Source organism: Magnetococcales bacterium (assembly GCA_015231925.1).
GTDB lineage: Bacteria > Pseudomonadota > Magnetococcia > Magnetococcales > JADGAQ01 > JADGAQ01.
The window spans coordinates 1-20,583 of record JADGAQ010000063.1; the positions used below are offsets into that span (position 1 = coordinate 1).

The window sequence follows — 20,583 nt, forward strand, 5'->3', positions numbered from 1 at the left end:
TAATCGCCCCCGGACCCCCGTATTAATGAACGAATGAAACAGAAATGGAATAACAGGAAACCCAGGGAGGCTGAACACCTCCCTTTTTTCGCAAAAGGCGGGTCGAGGTGACCGGGTTCGGGTCCGTTCCGGGCAGCCTCTTCTTCCGGATCCGCCCCTCCAAAGGCCGGATCACCTCCCGGAACTCACCGCCATGAGCAGCCGTCCCAAGCCTCCTGCCGGAGAGACCTCCAAACCAACGTTCCGAAAGGCCGCGATTTAGCCCTTCTGCGCCGCATCCACCTTGGCGATCTGGTCCAAAACCACAGCCGCCATCTTGTCCGGCTGGAATTTGGAGATGAAGGCATCCGCCCCCATCTGCCGGGCCTTCTCCTCGTTAGACCGGTTCGACAGGGAACTGTGGATGGCGATATGAATATGGGCCAGCGCCGGAATCTCCTTCACCCGCCGGGTGAAGGTGAAACCATCCATGTTGGGCATCTCGATATCGGAAAATATCAGGGTGAAGGGAGGCTTTTCTCCCCGCTCCAGATAGCCGTTGAGCAACTCCAGAGCTGCAGCGCCATCCTCCACCACGGTATGAGCCAAACCCATCTGGGTCAGGGCGGAGGCGATCAACCCCCGTGCGGCTTTGGAATCGTCCACCGCCAGAATGTGATGCTCCTTGCGCACCACCTGCCGGGCCTGATCCAAGAGGGTATCGGAAATGCGGTCCTCGATACCGATCAGATCCCCCAGCAGTTTTTCCACGTCCAGAATCTGAATGGTCTTGCCCTCGTGATAGGTCACGGCAGTCAGATAGCTGCGATCATAGATGTGGCCCTTGGGACTGTGGATCTCGTCCCACTTCTTGTTGATCAACATGTTGGGCCGCTCGACCAGGAACCCCTGCACCGAGGTGGAATACTCCAGCACCATGACATAGGAGAGGGTGGTGCGATAGGCGATGGGCGTCAAACCCATGGCCTGCCCCAGATCGATGAGCGTGATGGCCTGCCCGCGAAAATCGATGGTCCCCTTGACCGCCGGCTTGGAACCGGAGATCACCGTAACCTGCTTGGGGCACTCCAGAATTTCGATGATCTTGAAGACATTCAGCCCGTACAACTGGCCATCGGTGAGATAGAAGGTCAACATCTCCATCTCGTTGTTGAAGGCCAGCCGCGCCCGGCGGTTCACATCATCCAGCACATCATCCTTCATGTCACTACCTCTCCTATTCCCACGCTGCCAAACCTTTCCATCGCCGAGACGCCCATTTTACTCTTTTTTTTCATCAAATGTTCGGGAAAATACGCGACGGAAGCCATTGCAATCCCCGACCACTCTGATTAAATATGCCTCATCGGGGAAATTTTGCCAAATGGAGGATTCCTTGGAAAAGAATGACACGGAAAATCATTTTATTCATCCAATAACCAGGCGCGAAGCTCTAAATCTTGCCGGCATTGCCGCGTCTGGAGTCCTCTCCTCCACCGTTCTTGGCGGCTGCGCTAAAAGCGCGGTGACCGGCAAACCCGTTCTGGCCGCGATGACCGAAAAGGAAGAGCGGGAATGGGACGAAGAGTACGGTCCTTCAAACATTTCGGTTTGTCTCGGCCCCATTCAGGACGAGAAGATAGTCAAGTATGTTGCATCCGTGGGACGCGATATAGCGGCTGCCTCGCACCGCCCAAACCTCGAATATACGTTTATCCCAACAAACGCCGTTTTTTATAACGCCTTTGCCTTTCCCGGCGGAACTGTATCAGTCACAAGAGGAATGTTAAACGCATTTGACAACGAATCGCAGTTGGCTGCCGTACTGGGACATGAAATAGGACATATATGCGCAAGACATATGTCACAGAGAGTTGCACATGAAGAACTAAGTGATTTTCTATTCAAAGCATTAATATATTACATAACAAAAGATAAATCTTCTCAAGAAGTTTCTAAAATTAAGTTTTTTGCGGAATTAGGCCACTTGGCAATGGTGAAAAAATTCAGTCGCGACAACGAGCGCGAAGCCGATGCCCTGGCCATCGATTACATGAGTAAAGCAGGTTACAACCCTATTGGTGCCGTAGAATTACAGGAAATATTACTCAGAAACCGCAAAGAGGATCCGACCCTTCTGGACTTTTTCTTTGGCACACACCCACTCGATGAAGAGCGCATCCAAAACGCCCGGCGCAAGATAGCGCTCATTCCCTCTTTCAAATATCCAGACAATATAGGTAAAGAACGTTTTATGGATGAAATGGCTTCTCTGCGAAAAAACAAAGAGGCTATTACTTTGATGAAAGAAGCTACAGAGAAAATGGGCAAAGGTCTATTGGGCGCTGCTGATGAAAGACTTAAAGCAGCAAATAAACTTATGCCCGACGATTATGCATGTCTCCTATTGAGCGCAAAGTGCAATCTTGCCGTTGACTTGACAAAAGATGCCTTTGAACTCGCAAAAAGAGCCCACGAAATCATTCCGGCCGAACCACAAGCGCATTTTGTCATGGGAATGGCTGCCCTGAGCCTGAATAAATTCGAGGAAGCACTCGATGGGTTTGGGAACTATATAAAGTATATTCCAAGAACTACAGAAATGATTTTTTATCAGGGATACGCCATGGAAGGCATGAATAGAAAATTGGAAGCATCTGATTATTATCAATCGTACTTGAGAAAAATAAAACGACCGACAAAGAATGGTATATATGCTTTCCAGAAACTTGAACAATGGGGATTTCTACCAAAAAGAAATCGCAATCCTCAAACAAATATTATTTTATTCCCCAAATAACCCGACCTTTTCAGGGAGAGTCAATACGCCGATCCAACCCTGACCGCCGAACCTCTCGAAACGTCACGTCGGTCGATAGCCGACCAACTCCAGGAACCCCTCGCCGTAAAGGGGTTCCTCACCCCCACGACTTTGCGCCGTGACCATGCCTTCCCAGTATGTGGTGGGCTTGAACAACAGCTCCTGATTGGGAAAACGGGCCTTCAGGAGCAGATCCAGCGGTGGATCCTCACAGAGGAAGCGCCATTCCACCGGGTAGTGACGCCCGGATTCGGGGCTGCTCCAGGTTAGGCCGGGGGTCAGACTAACCCTGTCGGAGGAGAGGGAGCGCACCCCGCCTTCCTGATCAATCAATACCCCTGCACTCCAGGGGGAGATGGAGCCGTTCTCCCGACGCAGGCGGTAATACATGAGTTCACGTCCATCCTCCAGGTGAAGGGCGAACCAATCCCATCCGCCACTGCCCCTCTCCAGAGCGCCGCTGCCCCATTCCCGATCAAACCAACCCAAACCCTGGACCGCAACGCTTTCATCTCCCCGAATCACGGTTCCGCTCACCTGCAAACGGGGCAACGAGTAGTAGCAACTGGCGTTGCCGGGATCATCCCCCTTGCGGCTGTACCCACCCTCCCCCTGCAGAACGAGAGGCTTCAAGGGAACCCATTGCAGGGAAGCCCCCATGGTCCGGGTCCGGAAGCTCAGCGCCATCTCCGGCTCCCGGTCGCTGCCCCCGGTGCGACCGAGTTGCCAGTCATCCATCCAAACCCTGAGTGGGTCGGCCTGGCCACCCGCGATGCCCAGCGCCTCCCGCGCCAGGCGCTGTTCCGCCTGAAACCACCCCGCGCCCTCCTCACCCATGGCCACATGACACATCCAGGCCTGTCGGGAAGCCCAGGGGGAGAACCGTTGCCCCGTACCCGGCGCCAATCCCAGGCGGAATTGGCTCCATTGCACACCAAAGATGCGCCCTTGCGCCGATTTCAGCGTGGCTGTCAGGTACCACCATTCGTGGCGGGTGCTGGGGTGCGGTCCGTGATCCCGTGGAAACACCAGGTCGGGAACCGCATCGATGCGCTCAAAGCCCTCCGCGTCGGATTGCAGCAGTTCGGCAACGGAGGGAAACTGCGAAGCCGCCCCCTCTTCCGGTTGCCGAACCTCACACCCTCCCACCCCTGCCAACAGCAGGCTTTGCAACACTCTGCGCCGGTTCAGCCGAATCCCGCCGGAAGCCATATTATTCCTTTTCCATTGTATTTCTACGGGGGTCCGGGGGGGATTATCCCCCCCGGCGGGTCCAGGGCAGCGCCCTGGGACTTTTCCTTTCGCTGTTGACGTTCAACCCCATGGGGTCCAGGGGGCACCCCTGGGACTTTTCAGGGGGATAACCGAAACCAACATGGTTTGGCGACATAGCCATTTTATTTCTACGGGGGTCCGGGGGGGATTATCCCCCCCGGCGGGTCCAGGGCAGCGCCCTGGGACTTTTCCTTTTGCTGTTGACTTCCGACTCCATGGGGTCCAGGGGGCACCCCTGGGACTTTTCCTTTCGCCGTTGACACGATCATGCCGCGCTGGGCAGGGGCCTGAATCGTTACGAAAAGTCAAAAAATAGAACATTTTCTTTTTTTGATATTTAAAAGATAACATATTGAAAGTCAAAAATGTTCGGACATTATCCCTCCGAGGCCAGGATGGCGGCGGGCTGCCGGTTCAATCCCCTCCCGGCCAGCACCGCGGAAAACCACGCCGCAGGCAGGGTCAGCAACAATGCCTGCACGGTAAACCACTCATCCGCATGGGCGCTGACACTCCAGCCGAAGGAACGTTTATTGATCACCTCCAGCAGCAACAGCGCCACCCCCCATCCCAGCGGCATGGCTGCCAAACCGGCGGACAATCCGGTCACCAAGGCCTCCAATCGCACCAGGGCGCCCACCTCGCCGCCGGTCATACCCAGGGCCCGCAACAGGGCCATCTCCCGCCGGCGCTCCACCAGCAACGCCCCGAAGGCAGCCACCGCACCCAACATCGCCACCCCCACCGCCAAACCTCGCAGCAGCGCCGTCACGGCAAAAGTGCGATCGAAAACCGCCAGGGACGCCTCCCGCCATTCCCGCGCCGAACGCACGCTCACCCGCTGCACGGGGGCGGCGGCCTGCTCCACCCGAAGCATCATCTCTTCGATGGAGGCTTCCCGGGTGATCTCCACCCCCAGCGTGGTCACGCCACGGTCCGCCCAATGGGCCAAATAGGTGGCCCGGCTCATGGTCACCACCCCGGCGTCGGAGCCGTAATCGACATGAATGCCCGCCACTCGAAAGTCGTGACCACCCCGCAGAGTGGGCAAGCGGATGGTATCCCCCACCTTCAAACCGCGATGAAAGGCCATCGGCTCGGAAAGCAGCACCTCCTGCCCCTCTTGAAAGCGTTTCCACAGATCAGCGGGGTCTCCCCCTTCCAGAAAGCGAAAGCCACGAAAGCGATGCGGCGGAATGTCGAGAACGAACAACTCGGTCAGGGCATCGCCACCTTCCAGCTTGAGGCGTCGGCCATAACCGACGGAATCGACCCCCGGCAAGGCGGCGATGAGCGGACCCAACGCCTCGGAGAGAATCGCCTGGTCGCTGCCGGGACCGGAGCCGGAGGCCCGCACGTAGAGATCGGAGGTCAGGGTTTGCGCCAGCCAGTCGGAGACGGAGGTGCGGAATCCATGGATCATCAACCCCATGCCCAGGGCGGCGGCACAGGCCACGGCCAGGGCGGCGGCAGCCACCCCGGTACGGCTGGGGGATCGGGCCACCGCCCCGGCGGCCATGGCCATCCGCCACCAGCCGAAACGACGCCCGGCGGCAGCCAGCAGGTGCGCCAAAAAGACGCACCCCGGCACGGTCAACAAGGCTCCGCCACTCAACAGCAGAAACAGTCCGGCAAAGCCTCCGGCCAATCCGGACCAGGGTTGCCAGGCCAGCCAAAGGCCTCCGCCCCCCAGAATCAGGCCCGCGCCGAGAAAACGATTGAGTTGCCGGTGCAGCCCCACTTCCAGAAGGGAGCGTTGCATCACGGCGCGTGGTGAGACCGTACCGGCCTGCCAGGCTGCCGGCAGGGTGGCGAGCAGGGTTACCCCGATGCCCAGCAGCAACCCGGCAACCACCACCCGGAGATCCTGGCCCACCGACCAGACCTGCAGCGGATAATAGAGATCGTTGACGGTGCGACTGATCCGTTCCAGCAGAAAAGGCGACAGCAGCAGGCCCGCCGTCACCCCGATCACGCCACCCCCCGCGCCGATGAGAAAGCCTTCGGCGAGCAGCGCCCCCATCACCTGGCGACGACGCACCCCCAGGGCGCGCAGCAGGCCCAACTCCTCGCGACGCCGCACCACGGAAAAATAGGAGGCGTTGAAGATGAGAAAACAGCCCACGCCAAGCGACAACACCCCCAGTGCCGACAGATTGAGGCGGAAGGAGCGGGTCATGGCCTCTCGCATGCGGTTGCGCGCTTCCGGAGCCAGGAGTTGCACCCCTTCGGGAAGAGAGCGGCGCACGGCTTCCAGCCAGGTCCCCTCCTCGACCTCCGGCGGAGGCGCCAGATCGATGCGGCTCAGATAACCCGGCATCACCAACAACGCCTGGGCCAGGCCGATATCCATCAACAGCACACCGGCCAACCCCTCGCGCTCGATGGCCCGACCGGGGATCACCCGGCCTGCGATGCGGAGGGTCTTGCGTCCCTCGGGGGTATCCAATGCCAGTTCGCCGCCGATGGCCACGTTTCGCCGCCTGGCCGTCTCCGGGGTGATCCAGACGGCATTTTCCTCCTGCCACCAGGCGCGTCCGGCCTCGATAGCCCAGCCCTCACCCCGGAAGGGGCCTTCCGACAGGGGATCCACCCCCAGAATACGCCACTCCCGTCCCGCCTCGTCGCGCAACCACCCCTCCACCACGGGGGCCGCCCGACCGCCTTCCAGATGGAGTCGAATGGCGCGGTAAAGCCCCTCCTCCACACCGCGCCCCACCCCCACCACCTGTTGGGAAACCCCGCCCGACAAGGCGGCGCTGGCCGTCTCGAAGGCGCTCATGGCCCCCCGCGACGCCAGTTCGACCGCGACGATGCCCATCACCCCCACCGCCACACCCATCAGGGAGAGAAGACTCTGCCAGCCGTGCCCCCACACACCCCGCCAGACCCAGAGCGCCATGGCCTTCATGGGGCAAACCCCGGCTGAAGAACCCCGTCCGTCAGACGGTGAATTCCCCCGGTCGACGCTGCCATCTCCCGGTCATGGGTCACCAGGATCAGCGTCGCTTTGCGGTTGTTCACCATCTCCACCAGCAGGCGCATGACCTCCCGGCCGTTGCCCCGGTCCAGATTGCCCGTCGGCTCGTCCGCCAGCACCAGGCCCGGCTGATGGGCCAGACCGCGAATCAGGGCCACGCGCTGCCTCTCCCCCCCGGAAAGGGCGTCCGGAAAGGCCTGACGACGCTCTTTCAGTCCCAGACGCTCCAGCATCTCTTCCACCCGCAGGCGTGACTCCTTTTCCGGCTGCCGGTTCAGACGCGGCATGAAGAGCAGATTTTCCATCACCGTCAACGTGGGAATCAGATTGTACATCTGGAAGATGAAACCCATGTTGCGCCGCCGGAATCGGGTGCGTTCGTCCTCCGAAAGGCGGGTCAACTCCACCCCGCCAATCCGGATGGAGCCCCCCTCGGGCCGGTCGATGCCCGCGATCAGATTCAACAGGGTGGTTTTACCCGAACCGCTTGGTCCCACCAGCGCCGTAAGCGAAGCGGAAGGCAACATCAGCTCCACCCCGCGCAGAACCTCCCGCCAGACCCCTCCCTCCGGGTACCCTTTGACCACGCCACTCAACATCACATCCACGAAATATCCCCCTCACGGAACATCTTGTCAGCTCCGTTCAATTCTGACACCCTCGAACCCTACACCCCTGTCCCTTCCGGAATGCCATGGAACTGCCCGGCTATCATCTCCTCGACATCTGCTTGCAAACCGCAAACCATCGTTTCTGGTCCGGGATGCGTCAGGCGGACCGGAAACCGGTTCTACTAAAGGGATTGTTGCATCACAATGCGGCATGGGGTCAAGCGTGGCTGCAACGGGAAGCCCGCCTGTTGCAGCGGGTGGCGGGTTCCGGTGTGGTCGAACTTCTCGATCGGGTCGAATGGCATGGCGAACCCTGGCTGGTGTTTCCGGCGCTGACTCAGTCCCTGCCGCTCGACAGACTGCCGCCGAAAGCCCTCGACGAAGCCGACCTCTACACCTGGCTACGCCAGGGTCTGACCACGCTGGAGCGCATCCACGGTCTCGGGCTGCACCACGGGCGTATCGATTGCTCCCACCTGCTGCTGGATCCCGAACATCCGGAGTTCCTGCTGTGCGGTTTCAGCCGGGCCTGCGAGCTGCCCGCGGAGCCCCCCGGCTTAAACCCCCTGCCCGACTCCTCCCCCTTGCGACTGTTCACCGCGCCGGAGCAATCGCGCCAGGCCTCCGGCTGGGTGGACAGCCGCGCCGATCTTTACGGACTGGGAGCCTGTTTCTGTTTTCTGGCCTCGGGTCAGGCTCCGCCACCACCGGGCATCACCGCAGCGGAACTGGTCTGCAACTGGCAGATTTCGCCCAGCGTGGCCGGCCTGATTCAGGGACTCCTCGCCCGTCATCCCCGGGACCGCTGGGCTTCGGCACAGGCCCTCGCCGCCGCCCTCGACCGGGGAGAGATTTCCCCTCCTCCGCCATATTTCCGCAACCGCTCGCCGCTGGCCCTCTTTCTGGAACGGCAGACCCGCCCCGACACCCCTCTAAAAGTAACCACCCTGCTGGTGCAAGGCACCCTCGGAGCCGAGCAGGTGGACGACATCGAAACCTTAGCCGCCGATATTCGTCACAGCGGCCAGCAGGTCTTCGTGCTGCCCTTTTCCAGAGGACCGCGACAACCGCCCTGGTCAGCCCTGATCGCTCTGGCCCGGGAGGCCCTGCGGCCTCTCCCGGGACTCCCGGAAGAGACCCGGCGACCCCCCGAACCGGTATCCCGTTACGGCGATGTCTTCTCGGCCTGGGGCCTGAGCGATTCCCCTTCCTCCGCCCTGCCGGGCTACAGCCGAAGCCTGGCGGCCTTCTCCGAACTGGCGACGTGGTTCTTCTCGCACCACCCCCCGCGCCTGGTGTGGATACCCCGCGCGGAAGTCGCGGATCTGGCGGCCATCGAAACGCTGCGCTACGCCCTGGACAATCCCTCGTTGCCCCCGGTCATCCTGCTGGTGTGTACCCGGAACGATCATCCCGTCTGGCAGCGGCGACTCAAACCCCGAGCCCGTTTCAACCTGCCTGTCCCTGAGGAAGAGGGTACCCCGCCGTCCGCAGCCGCACAAAGCCTTCCACAGCGTTTGAGAAGCCTGGGGGACGCCTTCTCCCTGCATGACGTCGTTCTGCTGGCCGGAACGGGCAACCCGCTTGCCGATCAACTGATACCGCTGCTGGCGCAACGGGTTGTGGTGCCCTTGGACGAGAGCTACCGTCTCTGGCCCCATGAGGCCCAACCCGACTTCAATCTGCACCTTGCCCTGTCTCTGACCCGTCTGGTGCCGGTGACCGTCACCCCGACTCCCGAAGAGGAGGTGGCCATCCTCTTGCAATCCGCGCGAAATGCACTGCGCCAACGGGGACCACTGGCCGCCCTGGACGATCTGGAACGAGCCTTGACCCTGCTGCTGCCTCTGAGCGAGGAGGCGGAAGCGGGATTGTTGACGGCTGTGGTGGCGGTCTGCGCCCAATCCTGCCGGGAAGGCGTGATACCCCTCCGGGCCGCCGATCTGGCGCGCGCCCTGGGAAGACGCATCGCCTTCCGGGAACGTCCCGGCTCCTTCTCCCTCGACATGGCCCTTCTGCTGGCCGGGGAAATACAGGCCCCCATGCATCTGCATCAGGCCATGAAACTGGTGGGTATGGAGCGCAGCGTCCACTCCAGGTTGGACAGCACCTGGCAGGAGTTGCTGGCCTTGCTCGATCCCCGCGCTCCGGGGCACCGGATTGCCACGGAGGATTCCCCCTGGCAACAAAGTCTTTCCACCCACCTGTTCCGTTTCTTCTGGCGTCATCCCCATCTGGCTCCCGCCCCCGCCGCTCTGGCCGGACACCTTCTGCGTCGCGGGTCGACACGCCGGTCTCCCCATCCCATGGCCTGCTGCATCACCGCCGCTTTGAGCAGCCGGCTTCTGGCAGGCCGGGGCAAAACCCTGCTGCAGCGTCTGCGCAACATGCTGGGCGAGTTGAGCGGCGCCACTTCCCGGGAACACAAGGCCGTTTGCAGTTGGTGGCTCGACCCGTGGGTGAGTTCCTGGAACGATTTGAAACGCTCCGCCCGAGAGATGGCGGAGGCTGCAGAGAAGACGGAAGATGGGGAACTCCTGGCACAGGCCCTGCTTCTGGAGATGGCCGGCAGCCTTTTCGGCGATGGCGGTGACGACCTTGTGGCCCTGCGGATCCGGGCCTTTCTCCCTTCCTGCCCGGAGCCGCTCGTTGCCGAATCCCTCAACCATCTGCTGGAGACCCACGCCAACTGGCGGCAAGGAACAGACCTCACCCCGGCGGAGTCGGACGACACCCTTCTCCGTGAAACCGGGCTCCCTCTCTGGCCCGGTCCGGCCATCTGGCTGGAAAGCCTCCGGCTGTTGAACGCCCTGCTGAGGGAAGACCTGCCCCAGGCGCTCCATGCCGCCGACCGTCTGGAACCGGTGCTTCGCGGTACCCACCCCCTGCTGCAGGGAGTGGTCTGCTTTTGGGCCACCCTGGCCCGGGCCACCCTTCTGGACCATTGTGGACCCGGCATGATCCCCAATCTGTCCACCAAGCTCCACAGAGGAATCGGGCAACTGCGGCGATGGGCGGATCTCTTTCCCCAAACCTTCGCCCACCGCTACCATCTGGCCATGGCGCTGCACTGCCGACTGCACCGGCGGAGCCGTCAGGCCATGGAACACCACCAAATCGCCATTCACCTGGCCCGCATCCACCATTTTCCCCTGGAACAGGCCCTGGCCCTGGAGCTGGCCGGGCGGTTTCACCGCCAGGAAGGGCCTTCCGAATCGGCCACCATCCTGCTGGACCAGGCCTGTTCCGCCTACAAATCCCTCGGCATGCGCAGCAAGGCAGCCGATCTCCGCCGTCGTTATCCCGAACTCTCCTCCCTGGCCCCGTCACCCGAGACCAGAGCGGACCAACCCACCCTGGAAACCCTCGTCGCCTGTCGGGAACTCTCCCGAAACATTCTTACCGCAGAGGTGGAAGCCCTCTTTTTGCAACACCTGCTGGAGAGGAGTCGGGCCAAACGCGGCCTCCTGGTCTTTCAGTTCTCCAGCAAGCCCCGAATCGTGGCGGAGTACTCCCGCAGGGAAGGCCTGCGGCAATTCGACCTGCCCCTGGATGCCCTCCTGCTGGGCAATCCCCTGCTGCCGACCAAACCCATGCTGGACGTTCTGGCCAAAGGCCGGGTCTGGCGGGGGTCGACGCCATGGGATTATCGGACCACGCCGGTGGAGGATCTGCCCTACTTCCGCTCTCACCTGCCGACCGGTTTGTGGATTGCTCCCCTGCTGACTCAGGAACAGGCCTGGGGAGCGGTGATGTTGGAATTCGCCGGCGAGAACCGGCCCCCCGACCCGGAAATGGCTCCGGAGTTGGATCTCTATGTGCAAGAGGGCAGCATCACACTCTCCAGGAGTCTCTGGCTGGCCCGGCACCGGGAGGAAGGCGCTCCATCACCGCCTCAAGCGGCGTTCACCCCGGCCCGCACGCCCCCGACCGACACGGCGGAACTCCTGCCCCTCCTGGGCGCCACCGGTCACGACCTGGCCCAACCCCTGTCGGCCCTGGGCCTTCTTCTGGCTCAAATGGAGCGAACGGCCCCTTCCGAACGGGAGCGACAGCGCACCCTGGCGGCTCAAAGCGCCCTCGCCGAACTGGCCTGGATGGTGGAAGCGCTCATCACCATGGCCAAGTCGGAAGCCACGACTTTGCAAGTCCTGCCCCGCCTCCTTCCGGTGCAGGAGGTGATGGCCGGCGTTCTGCGGCGACTCGGCGCCTCTCCCGGACTGCGGCACGTCACCTCCCCGCTGATGGTGCAAACCGACCCCCGTTTGTTGGAACTCTTCCTGGTGACGCTTTGGCATCACACCCACCCGTCGGAAGGTCTGCTCGGCGCCAGACGCCATCAGGCACGGGTCCGACTGGGCCTCTGGTATCAGCCTGGCGGGGAGGCACCTTCCGGCCCGACCGGGGCGTTCCGCAAGCTGCTCGCCCGACTGTTGCCGGCTCTGGCTTCGGCCATGGGCGCCCGCCTGACGGACATACCCACCGCAGGCCGACTGCACTTCCTCGGTCTGGAACTCCCCCTGGCGGCACGCGCCCGAAACGGTTCCGAGGCGGAGACCACCGGCCCGAACCATTTCGACCTGTCGGTCCTGATCGTAGATGACGAGCCTTCCATTCTTCACGCCCTGGAAGGATTGCTGCGCTTGTGGGGGTGTCAGGTGGAGGGGGCTCTCTCCGCCGAAGAGGCGCTCCTGCGGGTGGAAAACCGGGGAGAACCCTACGATCTGGTTCTTTCCGATCTCAATCTCGGACCGGGCATCGACGGCTGGCAACTGCTGCGTCATTTGAGGGAGAGGGGAAAGGGCAACTGGGCCATCTTTACCGGAAGGGATGCCTGGAACCTGCCCAACGACCCCCTGGCGGAGCAGGTCCATCGCCTGAGCAAACCCGTACCCCCGGAAGCCCTGCGCGCCCTGCTGCGGAAGGTGCAGGGGGACAAGACGGTTCAGCCTGGCAAAATCCGTTGAGAGAGGTCGCGGAAATCATCATGACAGGCCCGGACCGCCTCCACATGGGCGCCGATGGCCCCATCCGCCGGCCTGAGAAAAAACATGGGCTTGCGGGCCTCCATGGCCAGAGGCATCAGGCTGCGATAGTGTTTCAGCAGGGCCAGGCGAAACGGATCCTCCTCCACCGAGACCGACTTATTCGGCTTAGTTCCCAGAACTGAGACCCTGTAGACCTCCGGAATGCGCTCCAGCCACCGTTGATAGGCCTTGACGGGACGATTTTCCCGAACGGCGTGCTGCACATGACCACATAGCCCAGAGGCTCCATCCTGCCCTCCGGCTTGGGTATGGCCAGACTCGTCGGCCACTCCGGAAGGCGTTTCGTCCATCCCTTGCGCCACTCGCGTAAAGTCGGCCCCAGATTGCGCAGTCCCTGAAGCGAAAAAAGGTCCGGCGCCAGTGGCACCACCACCTCCTGTGCTGCAATCAGCGCCGCCCGATTGATGGCTCCCAGATTTGGACCGACATCGATCAGCACCAGTTGTGCCGACATCTGTTCCGCGCCAAAATACACCAGTCGGTGAAACGCACTGATCACTCGAAAGGCGTCTTCCTTGTTATCCAGGCACTTCGGCCAGTTCTCGGAAAGGAGATCCTCGAAACCTGACAGGGCCAAATTTCCCACCAGCAATCCCAGCCGGCTCGGCACCACCATTTCCACATGGGGCGGGGTAAGATCACCGGTTCGATTAATCAACGGCAACAGGCTGTGATAAACGGTCTGGTTTCCCTTGTTATTCCACAATTCATCCAGACGATCATCATCCAACAACATCGAACTCAGATTGGATTGAGGATCCAGGTCGGCCACCAGGACCGGGATACCCCGTTCAGCAAACATCCAGGCCAAGTGATAAACAATTGATGTTTTTCCTACCCCGCCTTTGTTATTAAAAAATGCGATAGATCTCATTATGACCGACTCCGAATGGTAACTCCGAAAATCCCATCATCGATATCGAATTCCAGGGGAGGGTTACCGTTCTCTTTCAGCAAAGTTTCAGCCGACTGGATACCGGAACCAAATTTATTGACGTAGCCCATGGTCTTCATGGCCTCCGCCAAAGCGGGATTGCGATAACTGTTGCGGCGGGTCAAGGTCTCCCGGGTCACATTGCCGAATAGTCCACCGGGACTTTGGATCTCGATGCGATCCGAATACCAGTAAAAACGGATCGGGCTGGTGGAGAGATAGTCCCGGTGCATGACCGCATTATGAAGGAGTTCCCGCAGCGCCCACTCCGGATAGTCGGGCAGCAACCGATCCTGAAAACCCTCTCCGCGTCTCATATCGACGCGATTCCAGATGATCACCTTCCCCTTTGCCGTCTCCAGTACGGTGCGAAGATCTCCCGAAATCTCCAACTGATCATTGGGTGACTCGGTCATGGTGGTATTGGGAAATTTCAGGAACTGAACATAGGCCCCCGGCAGGAAAAAACGGGGATTGATTCCGAAGAGGAGAATGCCGGCCACCGTCGGCAGGTGAAACCTCAGATCGAAACAGCGCAATGCAGCCAGGGCCTCTTCCGTGGTGCGGTGATTGGCCGCAACCGTCTCCGGAGAGAGGGAAATGACCCGGTACTCCTCGAACAGACGCAAGCTCATATCCGCCACTTTGGCGCCCGACACCGGATGAATATCGGAAGTGGCCATCAGCCAGGAACGTTTTTCGGAAAGGTGACGCTCCTCCTGTTCGTTGGCAATGGCCTTTCGAGGGGACCAACCCGAATGTAGACTCTGCCTTTGTAGTTGACCGGAGGAACAAACGAGGGCTGCACCTCGACAACAGCAACCTCCCCACCTTTCAGGGTGAATTTTTCCACCACCAGGGCCGGTGGCGGTCGGACATTGCCGTCAGAGCGGATGGCGGACAGGTTTTGCAGAATGGCATCGGTAATTCTTGAACCAGCCAAGGTCCCATCGTCACGAACACCGACGATGAGGTATCCCGGTTTGTCGTGTTTCGGATAATCGTTGGCAAAAGCACAGATCGCCTGGCCGAACTTGTCGGTATCCTGGGTGGAAACAGTGCGTTCGACCCGGTCCGATTCGATATCGGTCAACAGGCCTTCAAGTTCTTCGGGGGTGATCATGCGCCCACCTCAAGGGTCAGGAGGCTATTCAAAATAACTTGCACATCTTGCTTGTCTTTTGGCTCACCTGCGGCGTTGCGAGAAGGGTTACATATCGACATATGCGCCCCTTCTCGCGCCTTGCAGGTGAACCAAAATCCGGCGCAATCTGCACAAGTTATTTTGAATAGCCTCCTCAGTCGCCTCACAACAACCCCATGCGCTCCGCCACCATGGCCGCCTGGGTACGGTTACGCACGTCCAGAGACTTGAAGATGCTGGCCGCATGAACCTTCACCGTGGCCGGGGAGAGTCCCAACACCAGAGCGATCTCCTTGTTCGACTTGCCGTCGCGCATCAGCCGCAGCACATCCACCTGACGCGGGGTCAGGGCTTGTCCGGCCAGCAACTCCTCCTCGTCAAGCCCCTGTTGCAAGGCCTCCGGAATGAGGCTCTCCCCGGAAAGGGCCCGTTGGATCTCCCCCATCAGCACCTCCGGGGGCAGGGTTTTGGGAAGGTAGCCCAATACCCCCAAATCCATGGCGCGGCGCATGTCGTGGGGATTCTCCGAGGCGGACAGGACAACCACCGGCAGGGCCGGATGGCGGTCCCCCAGAAGCTCTATGGCCAGAAAACCATCCATACCCGGCATGGCCAGATCCAGCAGCACCAGATCGACCTCCCCGTTCCGTGTTTCCACCTCTCGGAGAACCGTGGGGAAATCGACGGATTCGATCACCTCCACCTCGGGAGCCATGCCTTCCAGAATACCTTTCAAGGCAGACCGAAACAGGGGATGATCGTCAGCGATGAGGATCTTCATGGCAGTTCCCGATATCGAGCAAAGGTGGGCTTTCGCTCCGGATTGTGCGACAGGATCTCCCAACCAGGCAAGTGCGGAAAAAAAAACCCCGCCTCACGGCGGGGTTCGGTTTTCTCTGCACCATTCCAACATCAGAAGTCAAAGAAAATCCGGTCCCACTGTGCCAAATCGAGCTGCTCTTTCGCAGCCTGGAGATCGGTCGCCACAGGCATGTAGCCGTTCGAACCATTGATCACCATCGTCGGTGCATCACCGGGAATCGCCGACTTCCCGTTGCGCACACCCAGCAACATATAACTGTTGGATACATCTACTACGCCGCCGCCCTGTTTGATCGTGTCCATTTTCATTCGCCCCCTGTGCCAGCCGTAAATCCCTTTAACGCCACTAACGCCACTGACGCCATTCGTGTTACAAACCCGGACACCGACCAACGCCCTTGATCGATGTCCCACTCGGCGTCTGGGAGCTAGAATAGCGCAATGCCGGAGGAATGCAACAAAAAAATACTATAAATTGATTAAAGAGACTGATTGCACTGCCGAGGGGAAAAATTCCCGGGACGTCGGGAGACTTGCCGTCCCGGGCATGCCAGAATGGGGCATGAATCAGCAAAAAGATGGATCGTCAGTGCAGCCAGCGCCGCTGCTGGACTTCCCGCTCCTGCGGGGGGACCAGTTCGAAAAACTGGCGCTCGATGCGCCCGGAATGTTGGATCAACTGTCTGACCAACGCCTCGTATCGTTCCAAGGCACATTCCAGGCTGAACTGCTCCTTGACCTTGTCCTTGTCATCCATGATGTTTACGCTCCCGTGTATGAAGGATGCCTATCCCCCGGGCGATGTGAATCCACTCTGCCCTCACCGCAATGGATCGGCTTTGCGGGAAGAAACTTGAGCCCTTTTGCGCCGAAGAGGTTGCTGCGATGCTCTTTCAAAAGTTGCATGCCGAGTTGGGAAGAAGTTACGCTCCGGGCGAGACCATCGTCCACCAGGGAGATCGGGCCGAAGCCTTTTTCATCATCCTCACCGGTCGGGTCGAAGTGGTGGTGGAATCGGAGGAGGGGCACCCCCACCGGGTGGCCATCCTGGAAAAAGGCGGGGGAGACGAAGTCTTCGGCGAAATGGCCTGCTTCGACGACATGCCCCGATCCGCCACGGTACGCGCTCTGGAAGAATCACGGGTGCTGACCATCGACCGCAAGGGCTTTCTGCGACGCATCCAGGAAGATCCCAGCCTGGTTCTGGGCATTTTGCGGCAGATGTCGGGCCGCATCCGCGCCCTGAACCGGGAGATGGTCCAGCTGAAGGAGAAACTGGAATCGAAGGACGATTCATGAAACGGCTGCTCGCCCTGATCCTTGCCGCGATACTGCTGGTCTGGTGGTACCATCCCGCCAAACTTCAGCCTCCCCCCGCTCGCCCCCTGATCCTGGGGGTGGTTCCCATTCTCAACGGCTTCATCCTGGAGGCCCACAGCCGGGGATTCCTCAAAAAGGAGGGAATCAACCTGGTCATCCAACCCTATCTGACGGGACGACACCTGTTTGACGCCCTGATCGGCGGGGAGTTGGACCTCGGTGTTGTCGGGCTGGTGCCCCTGGCCCTGGAAGCTGCGGACCACGCCAGCCTGCGCATTCTGGCCACCACGGCCAAGTTTCACGGTCTTTACCGCATTCTGGCCAATCCGGAAGCCGGGATCCACACTCCCGAGGATCTTCAAGGCCACCTCATCGGTCTGACCAGAGACTCTTCCATGCACTACTTCCTCTACAATTTCCTGGTCAACCTGCGCATTCCCCCCTCCCGGGTGCGTCTGCGCTACTACGATTCACCTGCCCACCTGCCTGCGGCCCTGATGGCCGGAGAGATCGATGCCTATTGCGCCAGGGAGCCCTTTCTGCGAAGCAGCCGCACCCCTCCGTCCAGCGAAACCGTGGTCTTCGACGCACCGGAACTTTGGGCCAACCTGTTGAACCTCGTGGGGCTGGCTTCCCGCCTGGAGGCCCGGAGTCAGGACGTTTCCGTCTTGATGAGGGGGCTGTTGAAGGCGGAGGAGTCGCTTCTTTCCGGCGGGAAATGGCAGGAATCTCAACCAACTCCCTGGCATCGGGCCGAATACGGTCTGCTTCTCGACCAGGAGCTGGTGGTGCAACTGGAAGATGTGGTGCGCTGGAGCATGCGCCAGAAGCTGGGCGGGCCGCAACGCATGCCCAACTTCATGGCCTTTATCGATCACCGCTTTCTCGATGCCCTGAAACCCGACGCGGTTACCTTGATCCACTGAAAGCCAAGGCCATGCGCATTCGCGAAACCATTCGCCTGGGAACTCTGATCCTCATGGTGCTGTGGCCCACGGTGGGTCTCATCTTCTATCAATCCGCCGCGAGCAATACGCGCCACATGCGCATCGAACAACTGGCCGCCGGTATCAACCAGGGGGTTTCGGAGCTCAACATACTTTTTCTGGAGTATCTGCGCTTTCGCGAAACCCGGGCCCGACACCAGTGGCTGGCCAAATCGGAAAGTATTCTCGCTCTATTGGACCAGGGCATCCATTTCCCGGAGTTTCGCCCCGCCCTGACCCGGTTGCGCGACAATCACCAGCATCTGCAACCCCTCTTCTCCCAGTTATGGAAGCTCTCCGAAGAACCCGGAACCGGCGGCGACGAGGAACAAGCGCTACGGGAGGAGATGGAAAACCGTCTGGTGGGACAAATCCTGGCCCGCACCCAGGCCATGATGTCCGAGTCGATCCGACTGCGTCAGCAAAACCTGGCCATGGGCGACACCCTGCAACGCCGGGCCCAATGGATGGTGGTGGGTGTGGTCTTTTTGCTCACCCTAATCACCCTGGGCCTCTTTTCGGGATTGAAACGCCGGATCCTCTCTCCCCTGGCCCTGTTGCAGGAGAGCGCCAGGATCATGGGCGCAGGCGATCTGGAACACCGCATCCCCCTGGATAACCGGGACGAGATCGGCGATCTGGGCAGCGCCCTGGACCGCATGGCCGATAATCTGCGCCAGGTCACCGTTTCACGGGAAATGTTGCGACACGAAGTGTCGGAACGGCAACGCGCCGAAGAACAGGCCCGGCAATCCACCGCCCACTACCGGGAGGCCAGCCGGCGTCTGGAAACCCTGATCCAGACCATTCCCGACGGCGTCTGCTTCAAAGACCTCTCCGGGCGGTGTCTGGAGGCCAATCAAGCCTATGCCTCGCTGCTGGCCCTGCCCCGGGAGATGGTCATCGGTCGCACGGAAGCCGAACTCTGGACGGAGGAGCTGGCACTCCATTTTCGCCAGGCCCGGCAGCAGGTTCTCCGGGAAGAACATCTGGTGGTGGCCGAAACCACTCTGCCCGGCGGACCTTCCGCCGTGCGCCATCTGGAAACCCTTCTGGTGCCTCTGCCCGACGCCAAAGGCAATCCCATGGGCGTGGTGGAAGTTGGCCGGGACATCACCACCCACAAACAGGCCGAAATGGCCTTGCAGGAACATGCCGAATCCCTGGAGCGTCTGGTCGAGGAGCGCACCCGTCAGTTGCTCCACGCCGACCGGCTGGTCACCCTGGGCACCTTTTCCGCCGGCATCGCCCACGAGATCAACAATCCCAATACCTTCATCCACGGCAATCTGCTCTATCTGCGCGAGATACTCTCCCGCGTTCCGGATAATCTGTCCGACGCCCCGGATTCCGCCGAACTGCTGCGGCATCTGCCCGGCATTCTGGATCACATGGAAGAGGGCAGCCGACGCATCAGTCGTCTGGTGGACGGGTTGAAGGGCTTTGCCCGCCACTCCCCCCATGAGAAGTGGCAGCGCGTTCCCCTGGTTCGTGCCGTGGAAGAGGCTCAACTTCTGCTCTCCCACCGTCTCAAACGCCTGCCGCCCCTCTTTGTGGATCTCCCGACGGAGTGGATGGTGGATGGCGATTTGCAACAGTTGACCCAGGTCTTCACCAACCTGCTGCAGAACAGCCTCGATGCCCTCGAAGAGGCCCCGCCCGCCGGGGAGAGTCCCCGCATCACGGTTTCCGCCCATCGGGAGGATACCTGGTACCGACTGCAGGTGCAGGATAACGGACCGGGCATTCCCGATGAGGTTCTGCCCAAACTGGGACAACCCTTCTACACCTCCAAAGCCCCCGGAAAAGGCACCGGGCTGGGCTTGTCCATCGTGCAGGAGATCGTGGAAGCCCATCGTGGGCGCATCCGCTATTCCAGTCCCCTGGCAGGGCGCAACCTCGGCACGGAAGTGGAGATCCTCTTACCGGTACCCGGAGCCTCAAGCGGCAAAGAGTGACCGGCAAAATCTGCCCCTTTCACCCCATCCAGCGTCGAAACGAGCCCCTTTCCGCCCTTTCGCCCTTTCGGAATCTTTATTGCATACCCGGACTGATGACGGGGGAGAGGTCCGCGCCCCCAATCAACAACTGGCCCGGGTGGCCATCCGTCCGACGAATCCGCTTGACAGGGCTGACCGCCTTTCTTTATAGAGAGAGCCCCTTGTTCAAGTGAGTCCAGGACGGACTCCGGCTCGCAGATCACCCGCGCCGCGACATGGATTGGAACGACCCCATGGACAACACGCTCAACTCCATCAAATGTCCCTCTTGCGGCGGACGCCCGGTGCGCATCTATCAGTGCAGCTCCTGTGGCGAAATCCGTTGCAGCCTGGACACCTGCTCCGGCAGTCTGGGCTTCGTCAGCCGCTGGGCCAGTTCCGGCATTCAATGCCGTCAGTGCCACGACGGTCGCTACCGCTCCGTGGACTTCTACGGACGCGAGGTTCTGGACGCCTGGCGCAAAAAGCAGGTACGCGCCTCCTACTGAAGAGATCGAGAACTATTCAGGCCCCTGGACAGCGCGGCATGATCGTGTCAACGGCGAAAGGAAAAGTCCCAGGGGTACCCCCTGGACCCCTTGGGGTTGAACGTCAACAGCAAAAGGAAGAGTCCCAGGGCTCTGCCCTGGACCCGTCGGGGGGGATAATCCCCCCCGAACCCCC

Annotated in this window: 13 protein-coding genes and 2 pseudogenes; 6 read left to right on the forward strand and 9 right to left on the reverse strand. The window is 60.7% G+C overall.

Translation table 11 applies throughout. The annotated features are described in order from the left end of the window. Positions 1–258: 258 nt before the first annotated feature. Entirely contained in the window at positions 259–1,203 is a 945-nt protein-coding gene (locus tag HQL56_08900; protein ID MBF0309632.1) for a chemotaxis protein CheV, read from the reverse strand. Positions 1,204–1,375: 172 nt separating this feature from the next. Here HQL56_08900 and HQL56_08905 point away from each other — a divergent pair, with 172 nt between their 5' ends. Further along, positions 1,376–2,779, forward strand: coding sequence for a M48 family metalloprotease (locus HQL56_08905; protein ID MBF0309633.1), 1,404 nt, complete (start codon positions 1,376–1,378; stop codon positions 2,777–2,779). Positions 2,780–2,842: 63 nt separating this feature from the next. On the opposite strand, the gene HQL56_08910 is transcribed toward HQL56_08905, so the two are convergent. The 3 genes from HQL56_08910 to HQL56_08920 form a co-directional block, all read right to left on the reverse strand. Continuing rightward, positions 2,843–4,012, reverse strand: a complete 1,170-nt coding sequence (locus tag HQL56_08910; protein ID MBF0309634.1) for a carotenoid 1,2-hydratase — start codon at positions 4,010–4,012, stop codon at positions 2,843–2,845. A 439-nt stretch (positions 4,013–4,451) separates the two neighbouring features. Then, a complete protein-coding gene (locus HQL56_08915; GenBank protein MBF0309635.1) occupies positions 4,452–6,986 on the reverse strand; it encodes an ABC transporter permease in 2,535 nt (844 codons plus the stop codon). Then, complete coding sequence (locus HQL56_08920; protein MBF0309636.1) at positions 6,983–7,663, reverse strand: ABC transporter ATP-binding protein; 681 nt, start codon at positions 7,661–7,663, stop codon at positions 6,983–6,985. The genes HQL56_08915 and HQL56_08920 overlap by 4 nt, the downstream gene beginning before the upstream one ends. Positions 7,664–7,749: 86 nt before the next feature. On the opposite strand from HQL56_08920, the gene HQL56_08925 reads away from it, so the two are divergent. Continuing rightward, entirely contained in the window at positions 7,750–12,633 is a 4,884-nt protein-coding gene (locus tag HQL56_08925) for a response regulator (protein ID MBF0309637.1), read from the forward strand. Here HQL56_08925 and HQL56_08930 read toward each other — a convergent pair. From HQL56_08930 to HQL56_08950, 5 genes and pseudogenes are all read right to left on the reverse strand, one after another. After that, positions 12,612–13,588, reverse strand: a pseudogene (locus HQL56_08930) (ParA family protein). The gene HQL56_08925 and the pseudogene HQL56_08930 sit on opposite strands and share 22 nt — an antisense overlap. Continuing rightward, positions 13,588–14,771, reverse strand: a pseudogene (locus HQL56_08935) (putative DNA binding domain-containing protein). Before HQL56_08935 ends, HQL56_08930 begins: the two co-directional pseudogenes overlap by 1 nt. 184 nt (positions 14,772–14,955) lie before the next feature. Continuing rightward, a complete protein-coding gene (locus HQL56_08940; protein ID MBF0309638.1) occupies positions 14,956–15,573 on the reverse strand; it encodes a response regulator transcription factor in 618 nt (205 codons plus the stop codon). Positions 15,574–15,704: 131 nt separating this feature from the next. Next, positions 15,705–15,917 carry a hypothetical protein gene (locus HQL56_08945; GenBank protein MBF0309639.1) on the reverse strand — a complete coding sequence of 71 codons (213 nt, stop codon included), beginning with the start codon at positions 15,915–15,917 and terminating at the stop codon, positions 15,705–15,707. A gap of 283 nt (positions 15,918–16,200) precedes the next feature. After that, positions 16,201–16,371 (reverse strand): hypothetical protein, encoded by a 171-nt coding sequence (locus HQL56_08950; protein MBF0309640.1) that lies wholly within the window; start codon positions 16,369–16,371, stop codon positions 16,201–16,203. A 128-nt stretch (positions 16,372–16,499) separates the two neighbouring features. Between HQL56_08950 and HQL56_08955 the strand changes: the two genes are divergently transcribed. From HQL56_08955 to HQL56_08970, 4 genes are all read left to right on the forward strand, one after another. Then, a complete protein-coding gene (locus tag HQL56_08955; protein ID MBF0309641.1) occupies positions 16,500–16,913 on the forward strand; it encodes a cyclic nucleotide-binding domain-containing protein in 414 nt (137 codons plus the stop codon). Beyond that, the gene (locus HQL56_08960; GenBank protein MBF0309642.1) at positions 16,910–17,860 is read left to right on the forward strand and encodes an ABC transporter substrate-binding protein; all 951 of its coding nucleotides are present in this window, start codon (positions 16,910–16,912) and stop codon (positions 17,858–17,860) included. Before HQL56_08955 ends, HQL56_08960 begins: the two co-directional genes overlap by 4 nt. Before the next feature lie 11 nt (positions 17,861–17,871). Beyond that, positions 17,872–19,878 (forward strand): PAS domain-containing protein, encoded by a 2,007-nt coding sequence (locus tag HQL56_08965; GenBank protein MBF0309643.1) that lies wholly within the window; start codon positions 17,872–17,874, stop codon positions 19,876–19,878. 275 nt (positions 19,879–20,153) lie between these two features. Next, a complete protein-coding gene (locus tag HQL56_08970) occupies positions 20,154–20,408 on the forward strand; it encodes a hypothetical protein (protein MBF0309644.1) in 255 nt (84 codons plus the stop codon). Positions 20,409–20,583 lie beyond the last annotated feature (175 nt).